Source organism: Bradyrhizobium oropedii (assembly GCF_020889685.1).
Lineage (GTDB): Bacteria > Pseudomonadota > Alphaproteobacteria > Rhizobiales > Xanthobacteraceae > Bradyrhizobium > Bradyrhizobium oropedii.
Window position 1 is genome coordinate 1 of record NZ_JACMYO010000076.1, and the last position, 26398, is coordinate 26398.

Here is a 26398-nt window from a genome sequence, read left to right on the forward strand (position 1 = left end):
TTCGGCTCCGGCCTGTTCGGCAACAAGCGGCTGCGCGAACTGGTGGCGCGTTACGTCGGCCCGGACGTCATGAGCGAGGTGGCGCGCGAGAACGCCAAGGGCCGCAAGCTCCTGATCGTCACCACCGATCTCGACACCCAGCGCACGGTGATCTGGGACATGGGACGGATCGCCACGGTCGGAACGCCCGAGGCGCTGCAGCTGTTTCGCGACGTGATGGCCGCGTCCGCCAGCATCCCGCTGGTGTTTCCGCCGATCATGATCGACGCCGAGGGCCAGGGCCGCCGCTTCCAGGAGATGCATGTCGATGGCGGCGTCACCGCGCCGGTGCTGACGCTGCCCGACGCGCTGATGTTCCGCGAACGCAGCTGGCCTGCCAGCGGCCGCATGGACATCTACATCCTCGTCAACAAGAAGCTCGAAGGAAACTTCCAGCTGGTGTCGAACTCGACGATCGACGTCGCCTCGCGCAGCATTTCGGCGATCACGCAGGCGCAGACGCGCTCTGTCATCCTGTCGACCTATGATTTCGCCCGGCGTAACCGACTGGGCTTCCATCTGTCCTACATCGAACGTGATTATCCGGCGCCGGAAACCCAAGGCTTCGACACTGGCTACATGCGCGCGCTCTACCAATACGGATACCAGAAGGCCGCCGCGGGACAGGCCTGGACCGCGACGCCGCCCTGAGCGGCCCGCCCCGGGTACCGCCGATTGGACGAATCCGCACCGCGCGGGTTATAGACCGGAGCGACCCGTCCGAACGCACAACGAGATGAATGGGCAATGGGATTGACGGCAACCAAGGCCAAGGCGGCTAAACAGCCGGCCAAGCGCGGCGTGATCAAGTCACGCGGCGGCCGGCCGACCCGGGACGCCGCGATCGAGCGCGACCAGCGGCTGATCGAGGTCGCCACCCGCCTGTTCCTCGAGCGCGGCTTCGACGCGACGTCGATCGACGCGGTGGCCGAGGCCGCCCGCGTCAGCAAGCCCACCGTCTATGGGCAGTATGGCGACAAGCGCGGCCTTTTCGCCGCGGTGCTCCGGCGCGAAATTGCCCGCTGGTTGGCCCCGCTCGCCGCCGCGGCAGCCGAAATGCACGGGGACGGCAGCTGCGACGGCCTGGTCGAGGAGCGGCTGATCGATCTCGGGCGCCAGTTGCTGGTGCTGAATTGCAGCGCAGATTCCATCGCCTTCAGCCGGATCCTGACCGCCCAGGCGATCAACTTCCCCGAGGTGGCCAAGCTCGCCGTCGACGAGGGCTGGTCGAAAGCCGTGTCGACGACGGCCGAGTTCTTTGACCATCTGGTCGACAAGGGCGCGCTCGATCTCGAGGACACTACGATCGCGGCCGAAACATTCCTCAACATGGTGGTCGGCCACACCCACCGGATGGCGACATTCGGGATCCCGATCGACATGAAAGCCGCCGTGACCCGGATGGAAGTCTCGATCCGGCTGTTCCTCGCCGGTGCCGTGGGACCGCGGGACCGGCTGCGCGACGCCGCCAAGGAGCCGGCGAAGGCGCGCCGCCGACCGGCCCGCTAAGCGGCTTTCAGCAGGATCGTTCTATCGTCTCGCACGTTATCGTGAGCAACCATTTATCGCGGGCAACCTTGAAAAAACAGAACGAAACCGTATTGTTTAGTTGCAAAGAGACGCCGGACCCGGAACAGCCCCCAAGGGTTTTGTGTCGCCTTGTAAACTTCGATCGTCACGACGCAGCAGCCGCCATCGCTTCGTCTGAACGTTCGGCGGCCGACTTCTGACAAACTAGGGGTCGGCCGCATTTTCTCGGCCCGCCCGGCCGCTCAATAGCGCGGGGGCGCGTGCACAAGTTCGATACAGGTTCGACGATGAGGACAGGACGATTGCGCGCATCGAGGCATTGGTCATTGGGAATCTGGCTGCTTGCAGCCGCGCTGCTGGCCCTGCCCTTCGCGGCGCCGGCCCGTGCGATCACGAGCTCGGAGGCCGCCGCGCTCACCCCGCAGGACAGTGACAACGGGCTCGACGTGCATACGGTTCGCCGCGAGCTCGACAGCTTCCAGGCCGCCCAGATCTCGCTGCGCAAGGCGATGGCGATTGCCGAGGCGCTGCACTCCGGTTCGATCACCGCCGACGTCAGCTTCGACGGCGCAACCGAGCCCGCGGTCTACCGGGTCAAGACCATGCAGCGGGACCGCATCTGGCAGCACTCCATCAACGCTTCAACCGGCGAAGTCATCGGTGGCGAGGCCGCCTCGCCGCTGGCATCCCTCGACGCCGAAGACCGCGACAACCTCGCCGTGCTCAGGGCGCTCCGGCATCGCCTTGCCGACGCGGTGCGCGTCGCCGAGCACACGACCTCGGGAAAGGCAATCAGCGGCGGTATGATGCGCGAACGCGGCAAGCTCAATTTCGTCATCGTCGTGCTCACCGGCAGCGATCTGAAGGAGGTAATCCTCGAGCCGCCGGGCGTGCGTCGGCGCTGACGCGGGCGTTGCCAAATCTTCCTTTGCCAAGTCTTCGCTGGCCAGGTTTTCCCCCAAAAGCCGTTGACGGGCGCCGATCTCTCCCGCATAAGTCCTCATCATGATCACCGCGACCAAACGCACCACCAAAACCACCAAGCCCTCTGGGGCCTCGGGAGGCGTGCGCGCGTCGTAGTCGGTCGAACCGCATCATCTCTGCCCGAAGCCCCGCCTGATGAAGGTCCGGGGCTTTTTTGTTGTCTGCAGCACATCGAGCAAATCTGAAATGGAGGACACAGTGAGTAACGATCCCGTCGTCGCGATTGTCGGCGTCACCGGTGCAGTCGGCGCCGAATTCATCGCCACCATGGACAAGCGCGGCTTCCGCGTCGGCAAGCTGAAGGCGCTGGCGAGCGCCCGCTCGGCCGGCAAGACCGTCACCTTCCGCGGCAAGCCGGTCGTGATCGAAGAGCTGAGCGAGCGCGCCTTCGAAGGCGTCGACATCGCGCTGTTCTCGGCCGGCAGCGGCATCTCCAAGAAGTTCGCACCGGTTGCGGTGAGGTCCGGCGCCGTCGTGGTCGACAACTCCTCCGCGTTCCGCATGGACCCGAACGTGCCGCTGGTGATCCCCGAGATCAACGCCAGGCGTATCCGCGACCACAAGGGCATCATCGCCAATCCGAACTGCGCCGCGATCACCGCGCTGGTGCCGCTGTGGCCGATCCACCAGAAGAACCGCATCAAGCGCGTGATCATCTCGACCTACCAGGCCGCGAGCGGCGCCGGCGCGGCGGCGATGGAGGAGCTCGTCGAATCGACCCGCGCCAATCTCAACGGACAGGTCTACACCCCGAAGGTGATGCCGCACCCCTACGCCTTCAATCTGTTCAACCACAACACGGCTGTTGATCCGGAGACCGGCTACAACGACGAAGAGACCAAGGTCATCAAGGAGACCCACAAGATCTTCGAGGACGAGAAGATCGCGGTCGGCGTCACCTGCGTGCGGGTGCCGGTGCTGCGCGCGCATTGCGAGGCGATCACCTTCGAATGCGAGAAGCCGATCACCGAGAACCAGGTGCGCGCGATCATGGCGCAGGCACCGGGCGTCAAGATCGTCGACGATCGCGCCAAGAACTACTTCCCGATGCCGATCGACGCCTCCGGCCAGGACGACGTGCTGGTCGGCCGCATCCGCAAGGACCTCAGCGATCCCTCGGGGCATTCGATCTCGATGTTCGTCGCCGCCGATCAGCTGCTCAAGGGCGCCGCGCTGAACGCGGTGCAGATCGCCGAGCTGCTGCCCGAGCGCGCGATGGCGTGAGATAAGCAGCCAGCCCCGTCATCCCCGCGCAACGGCTAAGCCATTGTCGCTGGAGGTGCGAGCCTTGCGGCGCAATTGCGCCGCTGGGCGAGCCTCGAAGGATGCACGGCCCCCAGTCGGGCCGTCGCCCTTCGAGGGCCGCTGAAGGAGCGGCCACCTCCAGCGACAACGGCAAAGCCGTTGCGCGGGGGTGACGGTCTTTAGTGCGTGCTTGCGGACTTAGCTCTTGGCCCGAAACAGCAGGCAGGCATCGCCGTACGAATAGAACCGGTAGCCGTCCCTGATCGCGTGCACGTAGGCGGCCTGCATCGTCTCGAGGCCCGAGAAGGCCGAGACCAGCATGAACAGCGTCGAGCGCGGCAAATGGAAATTCGTCAGCAGAATATCGACCGCGCGGAAGCGATAGCCGGGCGTGATGAAGATCGAGGTTTCGGCCGCAAACGGCTGGATGGTGCCGTCGGCATTGGCGGCGCTTTCCAGCAGCCGCAGCGACGTGGTGCCGATCGCAATGATCCGGCCGCCTTTTGCGCGCGCGGCATTCAATGCGTTAGCGGTCTCGCTGGTGATGCAGCCCCATTCGGCGTGCATCTTGTGCTCGGAGGTCTCGTCGACCTTCACCGGGAGGAACGTCCCTGCCCCGACATGCAGCGTCAACCGATGCAGCTCGACGCCGCGGCTCTTCAGCGTCGCCTCCAGCGCCGGCGTGAAGTGCAGTCCGGCCGTCGGCGCTGCGACCGCGCCTTCATTGGCGGCAAACATGGTCTGGTAGTCGCTGACGTCCTGGTCGTCGGGCGTGCGCTTGGAGGCGATGTAGGGCGGCAGCGGCGTGGCGCCGACATCGGCGATCGCCTGGTCGAGCACCGGACCGTGGAACGAGAATGACAGCGTCACCTCGCCCTCCTGTCCTTTTGCCTCGACCTGCGCATCGAGATTGCCGAGCAGGCAGACCTTGCCTTCGTTGCCGAAGCGGATGGTGTCGCCGGGGGCGAGCTTCTTCGCCGGCTTCACCAGCGCCTGCCAGCGCGAGCCGTCGAGCCGCTTGATCAGGGTCGCCTCGATCTTCGGCTCGGTCTCGCGCCCGATGCGGCGGCCTTTGAGCTGGGCTGCGATCACCTTGGTGTCGTTGACGACGATCTGATCGCCCGGCTCCAGCCAATGCGGCAGGTCGGCAATGATGGCGTCGCGCAGCACGCCGTCGGGATGCACCACCAGCATCCGCGCGGAATCGCGCGGGCTCGCGGGCCGGAGCGCGATGCTTTCGGGCGGCAGTTCGAAGTCGAAGAGATCGGTGCGCATGGCGGTGATTATTACTTCAGCACCGTCATTCCGGGGCACGCGAAGCGTGAACCCGGAATCTCGAGATTCCGGGTTCGATGCTGCGCATCGCCCCGGAATGACGGAGTGTTTGGCTTACGCCGCGTCGGCGGCCATGCGCGCCTTGACGATCTTGTCCGGGTTCTGCACCGGCTCGCCGCGCTTGATCTTGTCGACGTTCTCCATGCCCTCGGTGACCTTGCCCCAGACCGTGTACTGGCCGTTGAGGAAGGAGGCGTCGTCGAAGCAGATGAAGAACTGGCTGTCGCCGGAATCCGGACTGGCGGCGCGGGCCATCGAGGCGGTGCCGCGGACATGCGGCTCCTTGTTGAACTCGGCCTTCAGCTTCTTGCCGGAGCCGCCCATGCCGGTGCCCTGCGGGCAGCCGGTCTGCGCCATGAAGCCGTCGATCACGCGATGGAACACGATGCCGTCGTAAAAGCCTTCACGGACCAGCTCCTTGATCCGCGCGACGTGGCCGGGCGCGAGATCCGGGCGCATCTCGATCGTGACCGGGCCCTGGGTGGTTTCGAGGATCAGAGTATTTTCGGTAGCAGCCATGCTCGCTTCTCCTGGCTTCGGGGTGGATATTTCTTGTTCCTGAACGGGATCGCGAATGGGCGGCCAGCCACTGCGCCGCCCAGGCTCTCGGTAAATGGCATCGGCGTGCAGCGTTGCAACGCCTCCATCACCGCGACCCGGTATGCGATCCGGTCATTGTCGGTCGCCTCCTGCGATTCATAGCTGATCCTGGGATGTCCGAGGATCGCGCCCTCGCGGTTGAAGCTGACAATGACGGTAATGTCGATCGGGCCGGCCTTGTCCGCCGGCGGCGGCCGCCAGCAGCGGTGGACGGCAAGCACGACATCCCTGATCGTATTGAGTTGCTCCGGCGGCTCGGCCCGCGCCGGCACGGTGAGCGCAAGGCAGATCAACGGCGCGGCGAACCAGGCAAGTGGTTTGCTGCGCGCCGCCATCCAGATCACTTGATGTCGGATGCGACCTGCACCTTCACCATCTTGTCGGGATCGGTGACGGTGCCACCCGGCGAGCCCGCAGACGCCTTCTTCAGCTTGTCGACCACATCCATGCCCGACACCACCTCGCCGATCACGGTGTACTGGCCGTTGAGGCTCGATCCGTCGGCGAACATGATGAAGAACTGCGAATTGGCGCTGTCGACGCTGTCGCCGCGCCGGGCCATGCCGACGATGCCGCGCTTGAACGGGACCTGCGAGAATTCCTGCTTCAGGTTCGGATATTTCGAGCCGCCGGTGCCGTTGAAGTTCTGGCCGTCGCCGGTCTGCGCCATGAAGCCATCCATCACGCGATGGAACGGCACGTTGTTGTAGAAGCCCTCGCGCGCCAGCTGCTTGATGCGCTCGGCGTGCTGGGGCGCGATGTCGGTGCGCAGCTTGATGACGATGCGGCCCTTGGTAGTGTCGATCACGATCGCATTGGCCTTGTCGAGATTGGCAGGCAGCGGTTGCGCCACCGCGGGCACGACGCAGAGCAGCGCGGCGACGAATGCAAGAATGCGGATCATGGAAACTCCGGATCTCTGTAACGTTCGGGATGTGGCAGGCCGCCGGTATCAGCCGGCGAACTTGGCCTTCAGGCTAGCGGCGACTGATGACGGCACGAATGCAGAGAACTCGCCGCCCATCTGGGCGATTTGGCGCACCAGCGTGGCGGTGATCGGGCGAACCGCGACCGACGCCGGAACGAACACGGTATGCACTTCGGGCGCCATGGCCTCGTTCATGCCGGCGAGCTGCATCTCATAGTCGAGATCGGTGCCGTCGCGCAGGCCGCGAATCATCAGCGTGGCCTTGGCCGCACGGGCTGCGGCAACCGTGAGATTGTCATAGGTCGCGCTCTCGAAGGCGCAGCCCGCCTTCTGGGCGATGGGCCCGAACACCTCGTGGACCATGGCCAGCCGCTCCTCGGTGGAGAACAGCGGCTTCTTGCCGGGATGGACGCCGATGGCGACGATCAGGCGGTCGCAAAGGAAGACGGCCTGTCTCACCACGTCCAGATGGCCGTTGGTGACGGGATCGAAGGAGCCGGGATAGATCGCGATACGGGACATGGTCCCTCCTAACCCGCCCGGCTCTCCCCGGCAAGCCGCCCAGGTTCCCGCGACTGCGCGAAATAAATTCCTCCTGGTCCAGTGAACGAGTTCTGGGATGCCAGCGTCTACGAGGGTGAATGTTTCGTCGGCCGTTGGCGGACGAAACAAAACCGGCCCGCGACGAAACCATTTCCTGGGGTGGCGAAGACACCAGGAAACTTGCGGCCGGTAGACATTGGACAACGAAACGACGGGCCCGGGGGGTCCGCTCACATGGGGACCGTCATGATCAAGGCACTTTCCGCTATCGCCGTTGCCGCGTTCATTGCCGCCGCGCTCACCGTGCTGCCGGGCTTTGCGCCGCAGGTCGAAGCTTCCACCCCGCAGCCCCTGGCCAAGGCGGACCGTCTCGACATCCACTCGGTCGGCAAGAACTGCTCGCAGCAGGCCTGGCCGAATTTTGAAGCCTCCTGCCTGCGCAGCGCTGGCAACAAGACGGTGGTCCGCGAAGCTCGCCTCGTCACTGCCGACCGCACGCCGTAGAACAATTTTTCAACCAAGCTGGATCCCGGTCTGCGCCAACAGAGCGCACTGATGCAATCGTTCAGCATGGCGTAAGGCCAGACTGTCACGCAAATCCCATGGTAATTTGCGACGTCCCGTCGCAGACTATCGTCTAAGGCGCCCGCCCGGATGACCCGGAGGGCGCAAGCCATCGGGGGATTGCCGTGACCACTACACCCGCCATCGCTTCTTCTGGCCATCCTCCCAGCAGTCCGTTCCCCGTCGCGGTCACGCTCGGTGCCCTGGGTGTCGTCTATGGCGACATCGGCACCAGCCCCCTCTACGCCCTGAAGGAAGCCGCCAAGGCCGCCGCCCATGGTGGCCCGCTGACACAAAGTGCAGTGCTCGGCGTGGTCTCGCTGATCCTGTGGGCGCTGATCCTCATCATCTCAGTCAAATACGCGATGCTGATCCTGCGCGCGGACAACCGCGGCGAAGGCGGTATCGTCGCCCTGCTGGCGCTGCTCTCGGCGCGCAATGCAGCGCCCGGCACTTGGCGCTCCCATCTGCTGGTGGTCGGCCTGATCGGCGCCGCCCTGCTCTACGGCGACGGCGCGATCACACCGGCGATTTCAGTGCTGTCGGCGATCGAAGGCCTCAAGGTCGACGCGCCCTCGCTGACGCCGGCGGTGGTGCCGCTCACCGTCATCATCCTGATCGGCCTGTTCTTCATGCAGAAGCAGGGCACGGGCTTCATCGGCAAGATCTTCGGCCCGGTGATGCTGTTCTGGTTCGCCGTGCTCGCGGCGCTCGGCGTTCACGGCATCGTCAAGGCGCCCGGTGTGCTGGTCGCGCTGAGCCCGTTCTATGCGTTCGATTTCCTGATCCATCAGGATTTTCACGTCAGCTTCGCCATCCTCGGCGCCGCCTTCCTCGCGGTCACCGGCGGTGAGGCAATGTATGCCGACATGGGACATTTCGGTCGCTTTCCGATCCGGCTCGCCTGGTTTGCCGTCTGCCTTCCCGCGCTGGTGCTGAACTATTTCGGCCAGGCCGGCGAGTTGATCAACGACCCGAACTCGATCGACAACCCCTTCTTCCAGCTCGCGCCCGACTGGGCGCACTACCCGATGGTCCTGCTCGCCACCCTCGCTACCGTGATTGCCTCGCAGGCCATCATCTCCGGCGTGTTCTCGCTGACCCAGCAATCGATCCAGCTCGGCTTCCTGCCGCGCATGCATATCCAACACACCACCAGTGACGCGATCGGGCAGATCTATGTGCCGCTGGTGAACTGGCTGCTCGCGGCCGGCACGCTCGGTGCCGTGCTGGCGTTCGGCACCTCGGACGCTCTCGCCGGCGCCTACGGTATCGCCGTGTCGCTGTTGATGGCGATCACCACGCTGCTCGCCGCGCTGGTCGCGATCCAGTGGGGCTATTCGCCGATCCTCGTGATCGCGGTGAACGGCTTCTTCTTCATCATCGACGCGATCTTCTTCGCGGCGAATACCGAGAAGCTGTTCGAGGGCGGCTGGTTCCCGCTGCTGCTCGCGGCCGCGGTGGCGTTCCTCATGATGACTTGGCGCGGCGGCGTGAAGCTGGTCGAGAAGGCGCGCGGCAAGCTGCGCCAGCCCGAAGAGGATCTGATCGAGACCGCGGTCAACAAATGCAGCGCCCGCCTGCCCGGCACCGCGGTGTTCCTCGCCTCGGCCCCCAACGGCGTACCGCTCGCGCTGACCCAGTTCGTCAAGCACAATCATGTGCTGCATCAGCGCGTGCTGTTGGTCACCGTGCAGATCGAGGAGCGGCCGAGGATTCCCGACGAGGAACGCGCCGACGTCAACGAGATCAGCCCGGGCATCACAAGGATCATCCTGCACTACGGCTTCATGCAGTATCCGACGATCTACGAGGGACTGCAGCTCGCCTGCCGGCAGGGCAAGCTGCCCGGCATCGATCTCTCCGACGTGACCTACTATATCGGCCGTGAAACCATCATCCCGCGTGAGGACGTTCCGGGCATGTGGGTATGGCGCGAATCGCTGTTCGCTTTCCTGCAGCGCAACGCCGAACGCTCCGCAGCGTTCTTCGGCGTGCCGACCGGTCAAGTGGTCGAGTTCGGCACCGAGATCGAGATCTGATCGAGCAGCTCACGTAGCCCGGATGGAGCGGAGCACAATCCGGGACCCCAAATCGGACACGGACATCCGAGGGCCTCGACGGTCTATTTGCCGACTGCGAGACGACGAACGCCGGATGCAGTCAGGCCGAGTTCACCGAGCCGTCTGACCGCGTAGCCGAGACCGACAAGCCGCTCCCCGTGCAATTGGGGAATCTCCCGTTGCGCGTCGCCCTTGCCGACCTCGACCAGGGAGGCGAACTCGTCCGAACTGAGGGCTTGGGTATCATCGGTCATGACGCGGCCTCGTCGGTCCAGACCTTGAACGAAATCAGCGTGTTTGGCCCAAACGTCTGGGTGATCGGAACGTCGGAGGCATCCCGTCCCTGTGCGATCAGAACCCGGCCGATCCTCGGCACGTTGTTGCGCGGATCGAACATATGCCAGCGGCCGCCGATATAGGCCTCGAACCAGCCCGCGAAATCACCAGCCGCCCAAGGCAGCGGGGTGCCGATGTCGCTGAGATAGCCGGTGCAATAGCGCGCCGGAATGTTCATGCAGCGACAGAAGGTAATGGCGAGATGCGCGTAGTCGCGGCACACGCCCTTGCCTTCGTCGAAGACCTCCCGCGCCGTCTTGGTGGCGCGGGCGTGCTCGTAGCCGAAAGCGATGTGGCGATGGACGAAGTCGCAAATGGCCTGGACCCGCGGCCAACCCGGCGGCGTGCCCTCGAACAGCTTCCATGCGATTTCTGAAAGCCGGTCGGTCTCGCAATAGCGGCTGCCCAGCAGATAGACCAGCGTGTCCGCCGGCAGGTCCTCGACCGCGTGCTGGCCGGCCGAAGCAAACACCGGATCAGGCTCGCCGCTGTCGCGCACGACGCCATCGGCCGCCAGACGCATCGGACCGGCCGGCGCGACGATACGGCTGCACCAATTGCCGAATCCGTCGCGATACGGCGTGATCGGCACCGCGGGGGTGGTGGTCAGGTGGTCGGGGACGATGATGTCGGACGCACGCGTGAAATGTGTGCCCAGCACCATGATCATGGGCGTCGGCTGGGGGAACTCGTAGTGCATTTCGAATCCGACGCGAAGCTTCATTCGAAATACGTTCCTGTTTGTCCTACCGACATGGCGATGATGCAGTCGAATACAAGGTACGATGTGCCTGATCGGACAAATACCCGTATCGCGCGAGAAAGTGCTGGCTATTTGCTGCAATCACGCGCAGGAACGACGACGCTTGCCGGCTGGCGCGGCTTGCCAGCGCGAGGCGAACCCGACGAATGTTCGAGTCGGATGGTTGAAAGCCTCCTCCGCGCGTTCGAGAAAGATTCGAACGCACTCACCGAAAGACCTTCATGCAAAATCTCTCGCCTCGTCACGTCAAGATTGAAGAGTCCATGCGCCTCGGCGTGACCTCAGGTTGGTATTCCACAAAAGTCAGCGGAACATTCGTGACCGGCCCGCACGACACCGAAGCCGATTGCCTGCGCAAGATCGCCGAGATCAATCCTCCCCCGCCGAGGAAGAAGAAATAACTCCTGCGCGACCAGATTGGGCGCGCTCGCAAGCGGGCCAACCAAGACGCATGTCGGCAAGATGGCCAAACAAACCCGCGTTCGCCTCCTGGAGGCTGTCGTGAGTGCGCAGAAAGAGCCCACTCGCTGGAAATGGCATGTTTCCGAAGGTGGTTTTTGGAGCTCGTGCACGGCTACGCGACGTCACGCGAAACAGCGCAACGGGACGGCGATAGCGTTCTGTTCACAATGCTATCTGCCCCCCAGACGCCCTGAGCGGATCGCCCTTCGACGAACCGAGACGCACGTTCTCGAAACTCGGCGAAACGACGCATAGGCGCAGCCCTGTGCGTCAAGCAATCAGGCATCAGTCAACCTGGCGTGGCGCCCCAACCTCGAGCCGCATGCAACGAACCACGTTCGGGAACGGCCCTACTCGCCGTTCCCGTTCGCGCCGTTCTCTTCCTCCGGAATGTGCTCGACCGAGACGACGTGCTCGTCCTCGGCGGTATCGAACACGATCACGCCCTGGGTCGAGCGGCCGGCGACGCGGATGTCGGCCACCGGGCAGCGGATCAGCTGTCCCTTGTCGGTGACCAGCATGATCTGGTCGGCGTCCTCGACCGGGAACGACGCCACCAAATTGCCGTTGCGGTTGTTGACGCTCATCGCGACGATACCCTTACCGCCACGGCCGGTGGTGCGGTACTCGTAGGACGAGGTCCGCTTGCCGAAACCGTTGACGGAGACGGTGAGCACCACCTGCTCGGCCGCCGACAGCTCGGCATAGCGCTCCTGCGACAGCTGGATCGCATTCGCCGTCTCTTCGCCCTCGGCATCCGCGGGCTCCTCGACGGTCGCCTCGCCGGCCACCGCGCGGCGCATCTTCAGGTAGGCCGAGCGCTCGTCCGAGGTGGTCTCGACGTGGCGCAGGATCGACAGCGAAATCAGCTTGTCCGCCTCGGCCAGCGCGATGCCGCGCACGCCCATCGAGGTGCGGCCGGTAAAGACGCGCACATCGGTGACCGGGAAACGGATGCACTGGCCGCCGGCGGCGGTCAGCAGCACGTCGTCACGCTCGGTACAGATCTGCACGTCGACGATCGCCTCGCCCTCGCCGAGCTTCATGGCGATGATGCCGGAGCGGCGGACGTCGACAAAATCGGACAGCTTGTTGCGGCGAACGGTGCCGCCTGTTGTCGCGAACATCACGTCGAGATTGCCCCAGGAGGATTCATCCTCCGGCAGCGGCATGATCGTGGTGATGCGCTCGCCCTGCTCCAGCGGCAGAATGTTGATCAGCGCCTTGCCGCGCGCGTTTGGCGCTGCCATCGGCAGCCGCCAGACCTTCTCCTTGTAGACCTGGCCGCGCGACGAGAAGAACAGCACCGGCGTGTGGGTCGAGGCCACGAACAGGCGCGCGACGAAATCCTCGTCGCGGGTCTGCATGCCGGCGCGGCCCTTGCCGCCGCGGCGCTGTGCCCGGTAGGTCGACAGCGGCACACGCTTGACGTAGCCCGCATGCGACACCGTCACGACCATGTCCTCGCGCTGGATCAGGTCCTCGTCCTCGACCTCGCCTTCCTGCTCGATGATCACTGTCTTGCGCGGGGTGGCGAACTGTTGCTTCACCTCGGCCAGTTCGGTCTTGACGATCGACTGAACGCGGGCGCGCGACCGCAGGATGTCGAGATAGTCGGCGATCTCCGCCGCGAGCTTGTCGAGTTCTGCGGAAATCTCGTCCCTCCCCAGGGCGGTCAAGCGCTGCAGCCGCAGGTCGAGGATCGCCTTGGCCTGCTCCATCGACAGCCGGAGCGTGCCGTCGTCGTTGATGCGATGCCTGGGATCGTCGATCAGCGTGATCATCGCCTCGACGTCGCGTGCCGGCCAGTCGCGCGACATCAGGGTGTCGCGCGCGGTGTTCGGATCGGGCGAGGTTCGGATGACACGGATCATCTCATCGATATTGGCAACCGCGATCGCGAGGCCAACCAAAATGTGGGCGCGATCACGCGCCTTGCCGAGCAGGAACTTGGTCCGCCGGGTCACCACCTGCTCGCGGAACGCGATGAAGATGGTGAGCAGATCCTTCAGATTCATCGTCTGCGGACGGCCGGAATCCAGCGCCAGTATGTTGGCCGGGAAGTTCGTCTGCAGCGGCGTGAACCGGTAGAGCTGGTTGAGCACCACGTCGGGCACCGCTTCGCGCTTCAGCTCGATGACGACGCGATAGCCGTCGCGGTCGGACTCGTCGCGGAGATCGCCGATGCCCTCGATCTTCTTCTCTTTCACGAGGTCGGCGATACGCTCGACCATCGTCGCCTTGTTCACCTGATAGGGAATTTCGGTGATGATGATGGCTTCGCGATCTTTCCTGATCGTGTCGATCGCGACCTTGCCGCGCATCACGATCGAGCCGCGGCCGAGATGGTAGGCCGAGCGGATGCCCTGGCGGCCGAGGATGACGCCGCCGGTCGGAAAGTCAGGTCCGGGAATGATGTCGATCAGCTCGTCGATCGTAAGCGCCGGATTGTCGATCAGCGCCACGCAGGCGTCGACGACCTCGCCAAGATTGTGCGGCGGGATGTTGGTCGCCATGCCGACGGCGATGCCGCCGGCGCCATTGACCAGCAGGTTCGGGAACCGGGCCGGCAGAACCGACGGCTCCTTCTCCGAGTTGTCGTAGTTCGGCTGGAAATCGACGGTCTCCATGTCGATATCGGCGAGAACCGCCAGCGCCGCCTTGGTCAGCCTCGCCTCGGTGTATCGATAGGCCGCCGGCGGATCGCCGTCGACCGAACCGAAATTGCCCTGGCCGTCGATCAGCGGCACCCGCAGCGAGAAATCCTGCGCCATGCGGACCATCGCGTCGTAAATCGACTGGTCGCCATGCGGGTGATATTTACCGATCACGTCGCCGACGACGCGCGCGGACTTCACGTACTTCTTGTCCGGGGTGTGTCCCTGCTCGTGCATCGAGTAGAGAATGCGCCGGTGCACCGGCTTCAGCCCGTCGCGGGCATCGGGCAGCGCACGCGACACGATCACGCTCATCGCGTAATCGAGGTAGGACTTCTTCATCTCGTCGAGAATGGAAACGGGACGAATATCTGAGGGCACCGGCGGCTCGCCGGGCTTGTCGTCTTCGGGTTCGGACAAAGGGGAAATCCGGTCAGTTTTACTGGGGAATCATATAGCCCATCGGGGGTCTGATAACCACCCTTCGGCGGCTCCCGCAAGCCGTTTTTCCCTTCGTTTTTTCATGCACTTACTGGCGACATTGCAGGTTCCTGGACGGTCCGCTCCGGGCCGCGATTGCCTGACGGCAAAGACCAGCTGGACCCGGTCTCGCAGCACCCGGCATTCGCACGTTCAGTGGCCGAAAATCACGGCGTGCATGATCCGCCCGGGCATGAAGGTGAACAGTCCGGCAATGACCAGCGCGCCGAAGAAGATGCCGATCATCGTGAACTTGTGGCTGCGGACGTTGTGGCTCCGGCCAGCCGTCACGCCGAGCACCAGCATGACCAGCGAGAAGATCGACAGCAGATGGATCGGGCTCCATGGCCCCAGCAGACGGATCTGGTGGATCCAGAACGAGCTCCCGGCGACGACCAGCATCAGGACCACCCAGATCCAGCCCAGCGTCCGATGCGGCAGCGTGCCCTTGGGTGCGGCGAGCTGAATGGAGCCGAGCACAAAGGCGGCCATCGCGGCAAAGGCATGGAGCGGGATCGCAGGCGCGGCGTCGAGCAACGGCGCGAGGCTCATGGAGGCGGCCCTCGAGTGAAGCGCGCGGCCGGACATCGCTTGCCGCGGGCCAATGTAAATATCATTCACATCGACCTGTGTCAAAGTCCCGGGAACTCGCGCTGTTCGCCGTCAGCGACGTAAAATGCTCCAGACAGTTAGGTAGTTATCCTCACAATTCACATGAGGAAATTGCCATGACGCTTCAAGCCGCCGTCCCGGGAAATGATCTTCACGGGGCGGCGGCGGCCGACGGAATGTTCGAGGGGCGCGCTCAGAACGGGATGTCGTCGTCCATGTCGCTGTTGCGGCTGCCGCCGCCGGCGGCAACTGCGCGGCGCGGTGCCGAGCTGACCGGTCCGGACGAGCCGAAATCGCTGCCGCCATCATCGGAGAAGCTGCCGCCTCCACCGCTCCGCCCGTCGAGCATGGTGAGGTTGGAGTTGAAGCCCTGCAGCACGACCTCGGTCGAGTACTTCTCGACGCCGCTCTGGTCGGTCCATTTGCGGGTCTGCAACTGACCCTCGATGTACACCTTGGCGCCCTTCTTCAGATACTGCTCGGCGACCTTGCAGAGCCCCTCGTTGAAGATCACGACGCGGTGCCACTCGGTCTTTTCCTTGCGCTCGCCGGTGCCCTTGTCGCGCCAGGTTTCCGAGGTGGCGATGGAAAGATTTGCGATCGGACGGCCGTCCTGGGTCCGCCGGATTTCCGGATCCTTGCCGAGGTTTCCAACCAGGATCACCTTGTTCACGCTTCCTGCCATCGCATCATCTCCACTCAAAAACCGGGCGTCCGGACATCGGCCGCCACTCTCAACCTTCGCCACTTACATTGCAGGCGTCGTGGATGACCCTATACGCCGGTGCCGGCTCGCCGCCTTGGTCCTCGCGCGGTTATCCACGATAATCAGATATAGCATCCCGGCCGGGAATGTTCCAGTTTTGTTCGCCACAACCAACCGTAGAAGCGGGCGCGGGCAATGGAGCGACAGCCGATTTCGGTTCAGGGCGCGGAGCTGCTTCGGCACTTTAGAAAATCAATATATAAATCAGCATCTTATTCTCGCCGCACTTCTTCCCCGAGTGTGGCTTTTGGGAGACGGCCTTTCCGGTTGAATCAGCGTATAGCTACCAACCATCAGACGGGCGCTCGCGTCTGAGTTCGGCTTCGGGACCCTTTTGGAAGCCGATCGGGAAGCTGGGGAGTTTTGAAATGAAGAAGTTTTTGCTCGGAACGGTTGCTCTGATCGCCTTTGCTGCGCCTGCCGCGGCCGCTGACCTCGCTGCGCGCCCGTACACCAAGGCGCCGCCGATGATCGCTGCCGTCTATGACTGGAGCGGCTTCTACATCGGCGCCAACGGCGGCTGGGGCTCGAGCCACAATTGCTGGGACCAGGTCCCGGGCGGCATCTTCATCGGATCGGATGGTTGCCATGATGCGACCGGCGGCGTCGCCGGCGGCCAGATCGGCTATCGCTGGCAGGCGGGCACCTGGGTGTTCGGCCTCGAAGCGCAGGGCGACTGGGCTGACCTGAAGGGTAGCAACAACAGCGCGATCTTCCCGGGCCTGTTCACCAACCAGACCAAGATCGACGCCTTCGGCCTGTTCACCGGCCAGATCGGCTACGCCGTCAACAACGTGCTGCTCTACGCCAAGGGCGGTGCGGCGCTGACCGACAACCGCTTCAGCACCTACTTCACGCCGACCGGCGCGCTTGCCGGCCGCGCAAGCGACACCCGCTGGGGTGGCACCATCGGCGCCGGCATCGAAGTCGGCTTCGCGCCGAACTGGACCGCCGGCATCGAATACGACCACCTGTTCATGCAGGACAAGACCTACAACCTCACCACCCCGACCGGCGCGCTGTTCAGCAGCATCCGCGATCGCCAGGACGTCGACCTCGTGACCGTCCGCGTGAACTACAAGTGGGGCGGCCCGGTCGTTGCGCGCTACTGATCGCGCGACCCGGATTTGATCCAGACGAAAGGCCGGCCTCCCGCCGGCCTTTTTGTTTGCGCTGCCGCTTTGCTTGCGCGGTCAGCTTGCCTACGGGCGTGGCAACGCAGCGAGCCCGGTTGTGTCCGCGAAATACTGAGCGACCGCGCGCCGCACCTGCACGGCGAACACAAGAGCCGGCCCTGCGTCGGCTATTTCGTTGCGAGCAAGCGCGCGCCGGGCCTGGACCATTTTCCGTGCATTGTGGTTTCACAGATACACAACTTCCAAGATTTCTATGTAGAAACACGCGAGCGTCACACGACACTGCTGTGACGTTCCCTTCAATGTTTGAAGGGACAACAAGAAAATGGGACTGGGACTTTGAAAATCAGGAATGTTTTGCTGGCGTCGGCCGGCATGTTTGCCCTCAGCGCAATTGCACCGGCAATGGCCGCCGATATGGCGGCACGCGCGCCTTACGTGAAGGCTCCGCCGCCGGCCGCGATCTACAACTGGACCGGCTTCTACATCGGCGGCTTCGGTGGCTATGCCAGCGAGGAGTCCGGCAATCCGAAGATGGAAGGCGGCTTCGCCGGCGGCACCATCGGCTACAACTGGCAGACCAGCAACATCGTGTACGGCCTCGAGGCCGACGGCGCCTGGGCTGACGTCGACGCTTCGGCCAGCACGCTCGGCGTCACCGTGAAGAGCAAGGTCGACGCGCTCGGCACCGCGCGCGGCCGCATCGGCTTCGCCGTCGACAAGGTGCTGTTCTACGGCACCGGCGGCTACGCCTGGGTCGACAATAAGATCAGCGTCAGCGCGCTCGGCGTGACCGCTTCGCAGAGCAACTTCCACTCCGGCTGGACCGTCGGCGCCGGCATCGAGGCGTTCATCGCGCCGCAGTGGTCGGTCAAGGGCGAGTACCTGTATCGCAGCCTCGGCAGCGAGACCTACTTCGGCGTGCGGTCCCCCGACCTCAACCTGCACAGCGTCCAGTTCGGCGTGAACTATCACTTCGGCGGCCCGATCGTCGCCAAGTACTAAGAGATCGACCTGCGGTCAGATCGCACGGAAAGGCCGGCCTCGCGCCGGCCTTTTTGCGTCCCGGAACCCCACCCTGCTGACGGCTGCTGCCAACAAGCAAACTATCCGTTGATGGAGACGACTCAGGACTGGAAATTGTCGGCCGTTCTTCCTACGTTCCAGTCTTCTCACCCATCGGCGCAAGGTCCCGGCAGCACCGGCGATGCGCGCCCAAAAGGCGCCCGATCATGCGCCCGGAATTGTCGCAATGGATGAAGTGCTCAAGGCGAAGCGCCAACAGACCGCCGGCTCCTCATCGCGCGCCATCACGATCCGCGGCGCGCGCGAACACAATCTGAAGAACATCGACGTCGAGATCCCGCGCGACAAGCTCGTGGTGTTCACCGGCCTGTCCGGCTCCGGCAAGTCGTCGCTCGCATTCGACACCATCTATGCCGAGGGCCAGCGCCGCTACGTCGAGTCTCTGTCGGCCTATGCGCGGCAATTTTTGGAGATGATGCAGAAGCCGGATGTCGACCAGATCGACGGCCTGTCGCCGGCGATCTCGATCGAGCAGAAGACGACGTCGAAGAACCCGCGCTCCACCGTCGGCACCGTCACCGAGATCTACGACTACATGCGCCTCTTGTGGGCGCGCGTCGGCGTGCCCTATTCGCCGGCCACCGGCCTGCCGATCGAGAGCCAGATCGTCTCGCAGATGGTCGACCGCGTGCTGGCGCTGCCGGAAGGCACCCGCCTCTATCTGTTGGCGCCGGTCGTGCGCGGCCGCAAGGGCGAGTACAAGAAGGAGCTCGCCGAGTATCTCAAGAAGGGCTTTCAGCGCGTCAAGATCGACGGCACCTTCCATGAGCTGTCGGAGGCGCCCGCGCTCGACAAGAAATTCCCGCACGACATCGACGTCGTGGTCGACCGCATCGTGGTGCGCCCCGACCTCTCCCAGCGCCTCGCGGAAAGTTTCGAGACCGCGCTGAAGCTCGCCGACGGCCTCGCCGTGATCGAATACGCCGATGCGCCTGCGGCGGCCGGGCAAGACGAGAAGAAAGAGGACAAGAAGAAAACCGCAAAGATCCACGACAAGAGCGGCCCCGAGCGCATCCTGTTCTCGGAGAAGTTCGCCTGCCCGGTGTCCGGCTTCACGATCCCCGAGATCGAGCCGCGCCTGTTCTCGTTCAACAACCCCTACGGCGCCTGCCCGGCCTGCGGCGGCCTCGGCGTCGAGCAGCATATCGACGAGGACCTGGTCATCCCCGACAAGGAGCTGACCCTGCGTAAGGGCGCGATCGCGCCCTGGGCGAAATCGTCCTCGCCCTATTACATCCAGACCCTGACCGCGCTCGGCAAGCACTACAAGTTCACGCTCGACACCAAGTGGAAGGACCTGACCAAGAAGGTGCAGGCCGCGCTGCTGCACGGCTCCGGTGACGACGAGATCAAGTTCTCCTATGAGGACGGAGTCCGCTCCTACGACACCAAGAAGCCGTTCGAAGGCGTCGTCACCAACATCAACCGCCGCTACCGCGAGACCGAAAGCGAATGGGCGCGCGAGGAGCTCGGCAAGTATTTCTCCGACGTGCCCTGCGCCGGCTGCAAAGGCTATCGGCTGAAGCCCGAGGCGCTCTGCGTCAAGATCGGGGCTAAGCATATCGGCGAGATCTCCGATCTCTCGGTGAGGCGCGCCGGCGAATGGTTCGAGACGGTGCCGGAGGCACTCAACGCGCAGCAGAACGAGATCGCCGCGCGCATCCTCAAGGAGATCCGCGAGCGCCTGACCTTCCTGCTCGACGTCGGCCTGAATTACCTGACGCTGTCGCGCTCGTCCGGCACGCTGTCCGGCGGCGAGAGCCAGCGCATCCGCCTGGCCTCGCAGATCGGCTCGGGCCTGACCGGCGTGCTCTACGTGCTGGACGAGCCGTCGATCGGCCTGCACCAGCGCGACAATGCCCGCCTGCTCGACACGCTGAAGCGGCTGCGCGACCTCGGCAACACCGTGGTCGTGGTCGAGCATGACGAGGACGCCATCCGGCTTGCCGACTATGTGCTCGACATCGGGCCCGGCGCCGGCATGCACGGCGGCCACATCGTCGCCGAAGGCACGCCCGACGGGATCATGCGCAACCCGAAATCGCTGACCGGCAAGTACCTCACCGGCGAGCTTTCGGTGCCCGTCCCCGACCGGCGGCCGCCGAACCACCGGCGCACCATCAAGGTCATCAACGCCCGCGGCAACAATCTGAAGAACGTCTCGGCCGAGATCCCGCTCGGCCTGTTCACCTGCGTGACCGGCGTCTCCGGCGGCGGCAAGTCGACCTTGCTGATCGACACGCTCTACAAGTCGATCGCCCGCAAGCTGAACAATGCCAGCGAAGGCGCCGCCCCGCACGACCGCATCGAGGGCCTCGAGCACATCGACAAGATCATCGACATCGACCAGTCGCCAATCGGCCGCACCCCGCGTTCCAATCCCGCGACCTATACCGGTGCGTTCACGCCGATCCGCGAATGGTTCGCCGGCCTCCCCGAGGCGAAGGCGCGCGGCTACGAGCCCGGGCGGTTCTCGTTCAACGTCAAGGGCGGCCGCTGCGAGGCCTGCCAAGGCGACGGCGTCATCAAGATCGAGATGCACTTCCTGCCCGACGTCTATGTCACCTGCGACACCTGCAAGGGCAAGCGCTACAACCGCGAGACCCTGGAGGTGCTGTTCAAGGGCAAGAGCATCGCCGACGTGCTCGACATGACCGTCGAGGAAGCCGCCGAGTTCTTCAAGGCGGTGCCGCGCGTGCGCGAGACCTTCCAGACCCTGCATCGCGTCGGCCTCGACTACATCCATGTCGGCCAGCAGGCCACCACGCTGTCCGGCGGCGAAGCCCAGCGCGTCAAGCTCGCCAAGGAATTGTCAAAGCGCGCCACCGGCCGCACGCTCTACATCCTGGACGAGCCGACCACCGGCCTGCACTTCCATGACGTCGCAAAACTTCTGGAGGTGCTGCACGAGCTGGTCGCCCAGGGCAACACGGTGGTGGTGATCGAGCACAATCTCGAGGTCATCAAGACCGCCGACTGGGTGATCGACCTCGGCCCCGAAGGCGGCGACGGCGGCGGCGAGATCGTCGCCTGGGGCCCGCCCGAGGACATCGTCAAGGCGCCGAGGAGCTATACGGGCAAGTTTTTGGCGCCGGTGCTGAAGAAGGCTAACAGCAAGCCGCGGAAGAGCTCAGCGAGCGAGGCGGCGGAGTAGTCGGGCATGCCGCTGTACAGCTACATCGTGAGCTATCGGAGCTCGACGCATGCTGTGCAGGGCCGCTACAGCAACTTCAAGGGCTTTGCACCACAGGCGTTGGCGCAGATCCCGGATGGCGCACTTCCAGGACTGACTCCAGTGTTGCGAAAAGATTTGGCCCGGGCTTGGGGCGAATGGGAGCAGATGCCGGAATTGTCGCGCGTATGGCGGACAAGATTTGAAGTCGGCGATCACGAGATGGTCGTGTACGCGGTCGAAACCAGAACCTGACGCGTAGGATGATAGAGTGAAGCGAAACCCATCCTACGGATTCCCGCGATAGGTGGCGATCTGCCAGACGTTTGCCCAGGGATCCCGGACCATCGCTCGTCTGTCGCCGTAGGGCGTATCCGCAGGTGTCTCGATCGATTCGGCGCCGGCCGCAATCGCCCGCCGATAGATCTCGTCGGCGTTCGGAACATAGACGTAGAGAAAGGCCGGCATTGCTTCTCGGACGCCCCCGCCGTCGCTGATCAGGATGATCGAGTCCCCGATGCGCATTTCCGTCGGCGCTCCGGGCCGGACTTCGCCTTTCGCGCCGAAGACGTCTCTCAGGAAACCGGCCAAGCCGGTCAGATCGCGCGTGACAATTCTCGGTATGACGGCAGGCCAGCCGGCGGGCTTGAAGTGAGTCATGTGTGCCTGTCTTGGGCTAAGCAAGTACCCCGGGTGTGCGAAGTGAGACTTCCGATCAAACACGTTGGTAGCTCCCGCATGTCGCTTCGCTCATGCGGGCTACGGCTTCCCTCACCTGCTCTGCTACACCGCCCAATAATTCGGGTGCGTATACGATCGCGAGCGATCGCCCCAGTCGAATTCGTCGCCATCGAATTCGCACGGTCCGGTGCGCAGCTCCTCCAGCGTCACCTCGACCTCGAAGGCCTGCCGGGCGGGATCAAAACGCAGCGCGGTCCACCTGACGGGATAGTGGTGGTGGGTACTCAGCACGCCGCCGGTCTTGATGATGGCGTAGGCAACCGTTCCGCTGACCTTGTCGAGCATCAGCCGCTCGATCGAACCGAGCCTTGCGCCGTCGCGCCCGAAGACGCAGACGTGCTCGACGCGGTCACTGGGCACCAAGGTATGATGCATGGCATCCTCCCGCTGTTTCCTCGTATTTGCTCGATAATATATGCCCGCCGCGCCGGTGAGCCAATGGGTCGTAGCTCGGCGACAGGCCATAAGCCGGGTTAGCCCTGCTGCGTTATTCCAGGTCAACGAGTTGCACGAACACCGGTGACAAGCTCCTCGCAATGACGACGAAAGGAGCACCCGACAAATGCCATCGTCGCGGCGGCGGGCACCTGCATTATTTCGGAATAATAGAAACGTATCACTGATTTGCCCGACGCGTCAAGTCGCTTTTCCGGTGCCGGCAGCCACCTGCTACTTTGCATGGGGTTGTTTTCGATATTTTGGGACGTGGACCTTTGCTTCATCGCTTCAGCTCGAAAGTTGCCAAGCAATTTTTGTCGCGAGCTTTTCGCAATGACGACCAAGAGAGTACCTGACACAGTTAAGGCTACGCCCTGCGCACGGCCCCTACTCCGTCCTTCTGAGAAACGCCCCGAACGCCCTTGGCCCATCGCCGACCTTGACCTCGCCAATCACCTTCAGCTCGGCGGCATCGATCACGCTCAACGTATTGCTCTCCCAGTTCGCGACTACGATGCGTTTGCCGTCGCCCGTTGCCTCGATGCCTTCGGGATAGTCGCCGACCGTGATCCGCTTCACCGGCTGCAAGGTCGCGAGGTCGAACACGCTGACCTTGCCGTCATACTGGTCGGTGACGAAGCCGCGGCCCTGCGCCAGCGCCACCGCATAGGGGCGCAGGCCGACGTGGACGCGGCCAAGCTCGCGCGCACCGGCGATGTCGATCACGGAGACGTCGTTGGAGCCGACATTGGCGGTGTAGGCGCGCTTGCCGTCGGCATCGATGGTGACGCCGAACGGGCGGGTGCCGACCTTCACGATCCCTCTCCGCTCCCGCGTGGCGGTGTCGACGATCGACACGCTGTCGTCGTCGCGGTCGGCCGAGAGCAGCAGACGCCCGTCCGGCGTCACGGCGAGCCCGGACGGCGATGCGCCGACCGCGATGCTGGCGGCAACCCGCTGCTCCTTCGCGTCGATCACCCGCACCGCGGCGGCATACCAGTCGGCGACGTAGACCGTCGCTCCGTCGGGTGCTACCGCAATGCCGAGCGGACCGCCGCCGACATCGACCCGGCCGACCACCTTCCGCGCGGCCGCGTCGACCACGGTGAGCGCCTTGGCATCCGGGCTTGTCACATAGGCAAAGCGGCCGTCATTGCTGACCGCGACGCCGGCGGGCTTGCCGCCGATCGCAATCGTCGCGACCGGCTTCGAGGTCGCGAGATCGACCACCGTGAGATCGTCGCTGAGCTGGTTGGTGACGAACGCCTCCTCGGCATGCGCGCCGCCGAGCAGGCCGAGCAGCGCAGCCAGAACGATCGTCTTCACGGTACGCACAATTCCATCCACGTCATTGCGAGTAAAGCGAAGCAATCCACGGCGCCGCAGAACGGAAGAATGGATTGCTTCGTCGCTGCCGCTCCTCGCAATGACGGTACGGTTCGCATCCGCTCAGGTCCCGCTCTCGATCTTCTTCTTCAGCGCCTCGAGCCCGGCCTTGTAGAGCCCGCTCACCGCCTTGATCGCGGCCTCGTCGTTCAGTTCCGGCGGCGGATCATTGTTGGGAAAGCCGCGGTAGAACGCGCCGGCCCATTCCAGCTTCGTCTTGCCCTCGGGCGCCGGCGACACCGTCAGCGTCGAGGAATAGTTGGTGACCGGCAGCACCTTCACGTCGACCGCCGTGATCCGGTACGAATAGCTCATCATCTCGGGCTCGTATTTGTAGAGTTCCTCGTCGACGGTGGCGCCGATGTCGTTGCCCTTCTCGCCTTCGGTCTTGGTGACGCCGGCGAGCCAGCTCATGTCCTGGAAATTGCCGATCACCGCCCACACCTTCGCCTGCGGCGCGTCGATCTCGATGGATTCCCGCACCTTCTGGCGGGTCGGCCCATGGGCCCAGGCGGCCCCCAACACAGCCAATGCCGCCACCACGACGCCGGCACGCGCGATCGTACGCCTCATCCTTGTTCTCTCCCGGTTTGTCGGTCTGCGCCGTGACGGGCGCGCCGAAGCTTATGGTTCGAGATTCTAGACTAGATCGGGGATCGGCTTCTTGCACCAGAGCGAAGTTCGCGGCCGCCGGGTTCGCCGGGAGGCAAGCCGCTGGACAACGGGTTCATTCCTCGATCGCGGCCTCGACGAACCCCTTCGGGTCGTCGCAGAACTCGCGCATCAGCCGGTAGTGATCGGTATCCCGCAGGCTTACCGGCTCGAGCCCGTATTTGGTCAGCCGCAGCAGCGTCGCGTTCGGATAGGCCATCAGGAGGGGCGCATGCGTCGCCATGATCACCTGGCAGTGGCCGGTGCCGTGCATCCGGTGCAGCAGCTTGAGGAATTCGATCTGGCGCGCCGGCGACAGCGCGGATTCCGGCTCGTCGAAGATGAAGATGCCCTGCCGCTGGCAGCGCTCCTCGAAGAAGCGCAGAAAGCCTTCGCCGTGGGAATAGGACAGGAAGTTCGGCGGTATGTCTCCGACGTCCAGCGCGGCCTCGTCGACATAGCGCGCCACCGAGAAGAAGCTCTCTGCGCGGAAGAACCAGCCGTTGGTGATCTTGGGCAGCCAGCTTGCACGCAGCGCCACCGCAAGCGAGCCGCCCATCTTCTCCACTGCACGACCATGGTCGACCGCGCGATAGCCCTTGCCGCCGCCGGCGTCGTCATAGCCGGCCATCACGGCGATACCTTCCAGCAACGTCGACTTGCCGGTGCCGTTCTCGCCGACGATGATGGTGATCGCCTTGTCGAAGCCGAGTTCAAATTCGTCGCGCAGCAGCGGCAGCACGAACGGATAGGCCTCGCGGTTGGGAATGCGGGTCGGATCGAGCCAGACCCGCCGGAGATACGGCGCGGGCATATTGATCGGACGCTGTCGTCTTGCCACCGGCCGCCCTCGCCTCCACGCACCAGCCCGAACCATCCCAGATGCGCCGGACAGCGTCAAGAACATAACAGGAACGATACACGCCGGGCTGGCGCGCATGCCCGCGCACAATGATACGTTCGGCTCCCAGCGCCGCAGCGCTCCGCTCCAACCTAGATGATCCCCACATGACAGCTTCGCCTCCCGAGGGCTTCAAACTCCTGCCGAACCGCCCAGGGTTCATCGACCACAACGGCCCTTACTACTGGCGCGAAAGCGAAGCAGGCCCCGAATGGGGTTTTCAGAGCGACGAGCGGCACGGTAACCCCTACGGCTACATCCATGGCGGGGCGATCCTCGGCTTCCTCGACACCGCGCTCGGCAGCGCCGTCTTCGTGGCGACCAAGCGCAAATGCGCCACCGTGTCGCTGGACAGCCGCTTCGTCAGCGGCACGGCGCCAGGTTCATGGATCATCGGCCGCACCATCGTGAAGAAGATCACGCGGACCTTCGCCTTCGTCGATGGGGAAGCCTTCGCCGGCGACAAGCTGCTGGTGACGGCGGCGGCCGTCTTCCGCGTCTTCGACGAATGAACGGATGGCAAGTCGCACCTACACCACCTTCCGCAAGGCGATCCTCGCCGAGCAGCAGGTCGTCTGCGTCTATGCCGGCCGCCGGCGCGAGCTCTGCCCGCACATCATCGGCTACAACAAGGGCGGCGAAGAGGTCGTGCTGGCCTGGCAATTCGCCGGCGAGAGCTCGGGCAAGCTGCCGCAATGGCGCTGCCTGCGGCTGGCTCGGGTCAGCGGCATCAGCCTGCGTAACGGCCACTGGCACGAGGGCGGTTCGCACCGCACCGAGCAGACCTGCGTCAGTGCCATCGATCTCGACATCAATGTCCATGTGCGCAAGCGGCGGTGATCCCCCTGCCGCCGACTGCTGACTCTGCAACACACTCAGTGTCGTCCCGGCGAAGGCCGGGACCCATTGCCACGAATGCGACTTGTTGCGCGATGCTGGGGCCACAGCCTTCGTTCTACAACACAACCCTGTGGTCCCGG

Annotated in this window: 28 protein-coding genes; 13 read left to right on the forward strand and 15 right to left on the reverse strand. The window is 64.3% G+C overall.

Translation table 11 applies throughout. The features are described 5' to 3' along the window. The 4 genes from H8A95_RS21485 to H8A95_RS21500 form a co-directional block, all read left to right on the forward strand. Positions 1-690 (forward strand): patatin-like phospholipase family protein (locus H8A95_RS21485; protein ID WP_338027906.1); only part of this gene is annotated, 690 nt, incomplete at its 5' end. A gap of 96 nt (positions 691-786) precedes the next feature. Further along, the gene (locus H8A95_RS21490; RefSeq protein WP_229184904.1) at positions 787-1548 is read left to right on the forward strand and encodes a TetR/AcrR family transcriptional regulator; all 762 of its coding nucleotides are present in this window, start codon (positions 787-789) and stop codon (positions 1546-1548) included. A gap of 347 nt (positions 1549-1895) precedes the next feature. Then, the gene (locus tag H8A95_RS21495) at positions 1896-2474 is read left to right on the forward strand and encodes a PepSY domain-containing protein (protein WP_233287155.1); all 579 of its coding nucleotides are present in this window, start codon (positions 1896-1898) and stop codon (positions 2472-2474) included. Between the two features lie 265 nt (positions 2475-2739). Next, positions 2740-3777 (forward strand): aspartate-semialdehyde dehydrogenase, encoded by a 1038-nt coding sequence (locus H8A95_RS21500; RefSeq protein ID WP_229184905.1) that lies wholly within the window; start codon positions 2740-2742, stop codon positions 3775-3777. Positions 3778-3996: 219 nt separating this feature from the next. Here the strand turns inward: H8A95_RS21500 and queA are convergent, their stop codons facing one another. The 5 genes from queA to coaD all read right to left on the reverse strand — a co-directional run bounded on the left by queA (position 3997) and on the right by coaD (position 7183). Next, positions 3997-5073: a tRNA preQ1(34) S-adenosylmethionine ribosyltransferase-isomerase QueA gene (gene queA, locus H8A95_RS21505; RefSeq protein WP_229184906.1), complete on the reverse strand. Its 1077-nt coding sequence runs from the start codon at positions 5071-5073 to the stop codon at positions 3997-3999. 114 nt (positions 5074-5187) lie between these two features. Beyond that, positions 5188-5652, reverse strand: coding sequence for a peptidylprolyl isomerase (locus tag H8A95_RS21510; RefSeq protein ID WP_229184907.1), 465 nt, complete (start codon positions 5650-5652; stop codon positions 5188-5190). Then, positions 5628-6068 carry an energy transducer TonB gene (locus tag H8A95_RS21515; RefSeq protein ID WP_229184908.1) on the reverse strand — a complete coding sequence of 147 codons (441 nt, stop codon included), beginning with the start codon at positions 6066-6068 and terminating at the stop codon, positions 5628-5630. The genes H8A95_RS21510 and H8A95_RS21515 overlap by 25 nt, the downstream gene beginning before the upstream one ends. A 5-nt stretch (positions 6069-6073) precedes the next feature. Further along, complete coding sequence (locus H8A95_RS21520) at positions 6074-6637, reverse strand: peptidylprolyl isomerase (RefSeq protein ID WP_229184909.1); 564 nt, start codon at positions 6635-6637, stop codon at positions 6074-6076. Between the two features lie 48 nt (positions 6638-6685). Beyond that, the gene (gene coaD / locus H8A95_RS21525; RefSeq protein ID WP_229184910.1) at positions 6686-7183 is read right to left on the reverse strand and encodes a pantetheine-phosphate adenylyltransferase; all 498 of its coding nucleotides are present in this window, start codon (positions 7181-7183) and stop codon (positions 6686-6688) included. Positions 7184-7450: 267 nt separating this feature from the next. Between coaD and H8A95_RS21530 the strand changes: the two genes are divergently transcribed. Both H8A95_RS21530 and H8A95_RS21535 read left to right on the forward strand, forming a co-directional pair. Further along, the gene (locus tag H8A95_RS21530) at positions 7451-7708 is read left to right on the forward strand and encodes a hypothetical protein (protein WP_229184911.1); all 258 of its coding nucleotides are present in this window, start codon (positions 7451-7453) and stop codon (positions 7706-7708) included. A 203-nt stretch (positions 7709-7911) separates the two neighbouring features. Next, positions 7912-9810, forward strand: a complete 1899-nt coding sequence (locus H8A95_RS21535) for a potassium transporter Kup (RefSeq protein ID WP_229184936.1) — start codon at positions 7912-7914, stop codon at positions 9808-9810. Positions 9811-9893: 83 nt separating this feature from the next. On the opposite strand, the gene H8A95_RS21540 is transcribed toward H8A95_RS21535, so the two are convergent. Together H8A95_RS21540 and H8A95_RS21545 are read right to left on the reverse strand one after the other, a co-directional pair. Continuing rightward, a complete protein-coding gene (locus H8A95_RS21540) occupies positions 9894-10085 on the reverse strand; it encodes a hypothetical protein (protein ID WP_229169030.1) in 192 nt (63 codons plus the stop codon). Further along, positions 10082-10891, reverse strand: a complete 810-nt coding sequence (locus H8A95_RS21545) for a transglutaminase-like domain-containing protein (protein ID WP_229184912.1) — start codon at positions 10889-10891, stop codon at positions 10082-10084. The genes H8A95_RS21540 and H8A95_RS21545 overlap by 4 nt, the downstream gene beginning before the upstream one ends. A gap of 260 nt (positions 10892-11151) precedes the next feature. Between H8A95_RS21545 and H8A95_RS21550 the strand changes: the two genes are divergently transcribed. Beyond that, positions 11152-11331, forward strand: a complete 180-nt coding sequence (locus tag H8A95_RS21550; protein ID WP_229184913.1) for a hypothetical protein — start codon at positions 11152-11154, stop codon at positions 11329-11331. A 411-nt stretch (positions 11332-11742) separates the two neighbouring features. On the opposite strand, the gene gyrA is transcribed toward H8A95_RS21550, so the two are convergent. The 3 genes from gyrA to H8A95_RS21565 form a co-directional block, all read right to left on the reverse strand. Then, positions 11743-14469, reverse strand: a complete 2727-nt coding sequence (gene gyrA, locus H8A95_RS21555) for a DNA gyrase subunit A (RefSeq protein WP_229184914.1) — start codon at positions 14467-14469, stop codon at positions 11743-11745. Between the two features lie 213 nt (positions 14470-14682). Beyond that, positions 14683-15081: a DUF2306 domain-containing protein gene (locus H8A95_RS21560; RefSeq protein ID WP_229184915.1), complete on the reverse strand. Its 399-nt coding sequence runs from the start codon at positions 15079-15081 to the stop codon at positions 14683-14685. A 253-nt stretch (positions 15082-15334) separates the two neighbouring features. Continuing rightward, positions 15335-15826 carry a single-stranded DNA-binding protein gene (locus tag H8A95_RS21565; RefSeq protein ID WP_024583984.1) on the reverse strand — a complete coding sequence of 164 codons (492 nt, stop codon included), beginning with the start codon at positions 15824-15826 and terminating at the stop codon, positions 15335-15337. 449 nt (positions 15827-16275) lie between these two features. Between H8A95_RS21565 and H8A95_RS21570 the strand changes: the two genes are divergently transcribed. From H8A95_RS21570 to H8A95_RS21585, 4 genes are all read left to right on the forward strand, one after another. After that, entirely contained in the window at positions 16276-17019 is a 744-nt protein-coding gene (locus tag H8A95_RS21570) for an outer membrane protein (RefSeq protein ID WP_229184916.1), read from the forward strand. 369 nt (positions 17020-17388) lie between these two features. Then, positions 17389-18048 carry an outer membrane protein gene (locus tag H8A95_RS21575; RefSeq protein WP_229184937.1) on the forward strand — a complete coding sequence of 220 codons (660 nt, stop codon included), beginning with the start codon at positions 17389-17391 and terminating at the stop codon, positions 18046-18048. A 247-nt stretch (positions 18049-18295) separates the two neighbouring features. Further along, positions 18296-21283 (forward strand): excinuclease ABC subunit UvrA, encoded by a 2988-nt coding sequence (uvrA, locus tag H8A95_RS21580; RefSeq protein WP_229184917.1) that lies wholly within the window; start codon positions 18296-18298, stop codon positions 21281-21283. A 6-nt stretch (positions 21284-21289) separates the two neighbouring features. Further along, entirely contained in the window at positions 21290-21556 is a 267-nt protein-coding gene (locus H8A95_RS21585; RefSeq protein ID WP_229184918.1) for a hypothetical protein, read from the forward strand. A gap of 33 nt (positions 21557-21589) precedes the next feature. Here H8A95_RS21585 and H8A95_RS21590 read toward each other — a convergent pair whose 3' ends face one another. From H8A95_RS21590 to H8A95_RS21610, 5 genes are all read right to left on the reverse strand, one after another. After that, positions 21590-21961 (reverse strand): VOC family protein, encoded by a 372-nt coding sequence (locus H8A95_RS21590; RefSeq protein ID WP_229184919.1) that lies wholly within the window; start codon positions 21959-21961, stop codon positions 21590-21592. A 123-nt stretch (positions 21962-22084) separates the two neighbouring features. Then, positions 22085-22417 (reverse strand): PRC-barrel domain-containing protein, encoded by a 333-nt coding sequence (locus H8A95_RS21595; RefSeq protein ID WP_229184920.1) that lies wholly within the window; start codon positions 22415-22417, stop codon positions 22085-22087. Positions 22418-22867: 450 nt separating this feature from the next. After that, entirely contained in the window at positions 22868-23806 is a 939-nt protein-coding gene (locus H8A95_RS21600) for a YVTN family beta-propeller repeat protein (protein WP_229184921.1), read from the reverse strand. A 123-nt stretch (positions 23807-23929) separates the two neighbouring features. Beyond that, positions 23930-24439, reverse strand: a complete 510-nt coding sequence (locus H8A95_RS21605; RefSeq protein WP_229184922.1) for an SRPBCC family protein — start codon at positions 24437-24439, stop codon at positions 23930-23932. Positions 24440-24593: 154 nt separating this feature from the next. Continuing rightward, positions 24594-25358, reverse strand: a complete 765-nt coding sequence (locus H8A95_RS21610) for an AAA family ATPase (RefSeq protein ID WP_229184923.1) — start codon at positions 25356-25358, stop codon at positions 24594-24596. Between the two features lie 167 nt (positions 25359-25525). Here H8A95_RS21610 and H8A95_RS21615 point away from each other — a divergent pair, with 167 nt between their 5' ends. Both H8A95_RS21615 and H8A95_RS21620 read left to right on the forward strand, forming a co-directional pair. Beyond that, positions 25526-25930, forward strand: coding sequence for a PaaI family thioesterase (locus tag H8A95_RS21615; protein ID WP_229184924.1), 405 nt, complete (start codon positions 25526-25528; stop codon positions 25928-25930). Between the two features lie 4 nt (positions 25931-25934). Further along, a complete protein-coding gene (locus H8A95_RS21620) occupies positions 25935-26258 on the forward strand; it encodes a hypothetical protein (RefSeq protein ID WP_229184925.1) in 324 nt (107 codons plus the stop codon). Positions 26259-26398: the final 140 nt, after the last annotated feature.

Excerpts from the sequence above, each read along its gene's own strand:
- H8A95_RS21500 (WP_229184905.1), top strand. The coding sequence starts at position 2,740 with ATGGAGGACACAGTGAGTAACGATCCCGTCGTCGCGATTGTCGGCGTC.
- H8A95_RS21585 (WP_229184918.1), top strand. The coding sequence starts at position 21,290 with ATGCCGCTGTACAGCTACATCGTGAGCTATCGGAGCTCGACGCATGCT.
- H8A95_RS21605 (WP_229184922.1), bottom strand. The coding sequence starts at position 24,439 with ATGAGGCGTACGATCGCGCGTGCCGGCGTCGTGGTGGCGGCATTGGCT.
- H8A95_RS21595 (WP_229184920.1), bottom strand. The coding sequence starts at position 22,417 with ATGCATCATACCTTGGTGCCCAGTGACCGCGTCGAGCACGTCTGCGTC.
- queA (WP_229184906.1), bottom strand. The coding sequence starts at position 5,073 with ATGCGCACCGATCTCTTCGACTTCGAACTGCCGCCCGAAAGCATCGCG.
- H8A95_RS21570 (WP_229184916.1), top strand. The coding sequence starts at position 16,276 with ATGAAGAAGTTTTTGCTCGGAACGGTTGCTCTGATCGCCTTTGCTGCG.
- H8A95_RS21520 (WP_229184909.1), bottom strand. The coding sequence starts at position 6,637 with ATGATCCGCATTCTTGCATTCGTCGCCGCGCTGCTCTGCGTCGTGCCC.
- H8A95_RS21620 (WP_229184925.1), top strand. The coding sequence starts at position 25,935 with ATGGCAAGTCGCACCTACACCACCTTCCGCAAGGCGATCCTCGCCGAG.
- H8A95_RS21530 (WP_229184911.1), top strand. The coding sequence starts at position 7,451 with ATGATCAAGGCACTTTCCGCTATCGCCGTTGCCGCGTTCATTGCCGCC.
- H8A95_RS21490 (WP_229184904.1), top strand. The coding sequence starts at position 787 with ATGGGATTGACGGCAACCAAGGCCAAGGCGGCTAAACAGCCGGCCAAG.
- H8A95_RS21515 (WP_229184908.1), bottom strand. The coding sequence starts at position 6,068 with ATGGCGGCGCGCAGCAAACCACTTGCCTGGTTCGCCGCGCCGTTGATC.
- coaD (WP_229184910.1), bottom strand. The coding sequence starts at position 7,183 with ATGTCCCGTATCGCGATCTATCCCGGCTCCTTCGATCCCGTCACCAAC.
- H8A95_RS21550 (WP_229184913.1), top strand. The coding sequence starts at position 11,152 with ATGCAAAATCTCTCGCCTCGTCACGTCAAGATTGAAGAGTCCATGCGC.
- H8A95_RS21545 (WP_229184912.1), bottom strand. The coding sequence starts at position 10,891 with ATGAAGCTTCGCGTCGGATTCGAAATGCACTACGAGTTCCCCCAGCCG.
- H8A95_RS21510 (WP_229184907.1), bottom strand. The coding sequence starts at position 5,652 with ATGGCTGCTACCGAAAATACTCTGATCCTCGAAACCACCCAGGGCCCG.
- H8A95_RS21565 (WP_024583984.1), bottom strand. The coding sequence starts at position 15,826 with ATGGCAGGAAGCGTGAACAAGGTGATCCTGGTTGGAAACCTCGGCAAG.
- uvrA (WP_229184917.1), top strand. The coding sequence starts at position 18,296 with ATGGATGAAGTGCTCAAGGCGAAGCGCCAACAGACCGCCGGCTCCTCA.
- H8A95_RS21615 (WP_229184924.1), top strand. The coding sequence starts at position 25,526 with ATGACAGCTTCGCCTCCCGAGGGCTTCAAACTCCTGCCGAACCGCCCA.
- H8A95_RS21540 (WP_229169030.1), bottom strand. The coding sequence starts at position 10,085 with ATGACCGATGATACCCAAGCCCTCAGTTCGGACGAGTTCGCCTCCCTG.
- H8A95_RS21560 (WP_229184915.1), bottom strand. The coding sequence starts at position 15,081 with ATGAGCCTCGCGCCGTTGCTCGACGCCGCGCCTGCGATCCCGCTCCAT.
- H8A95_RS21590 (WP_229184919.1), bottom strand. The coding sequence starts at position 21,961 with ATGACTCACTTCAAGCCCGCCGGCTGGCCTGCCGTCATACCGAGAATT.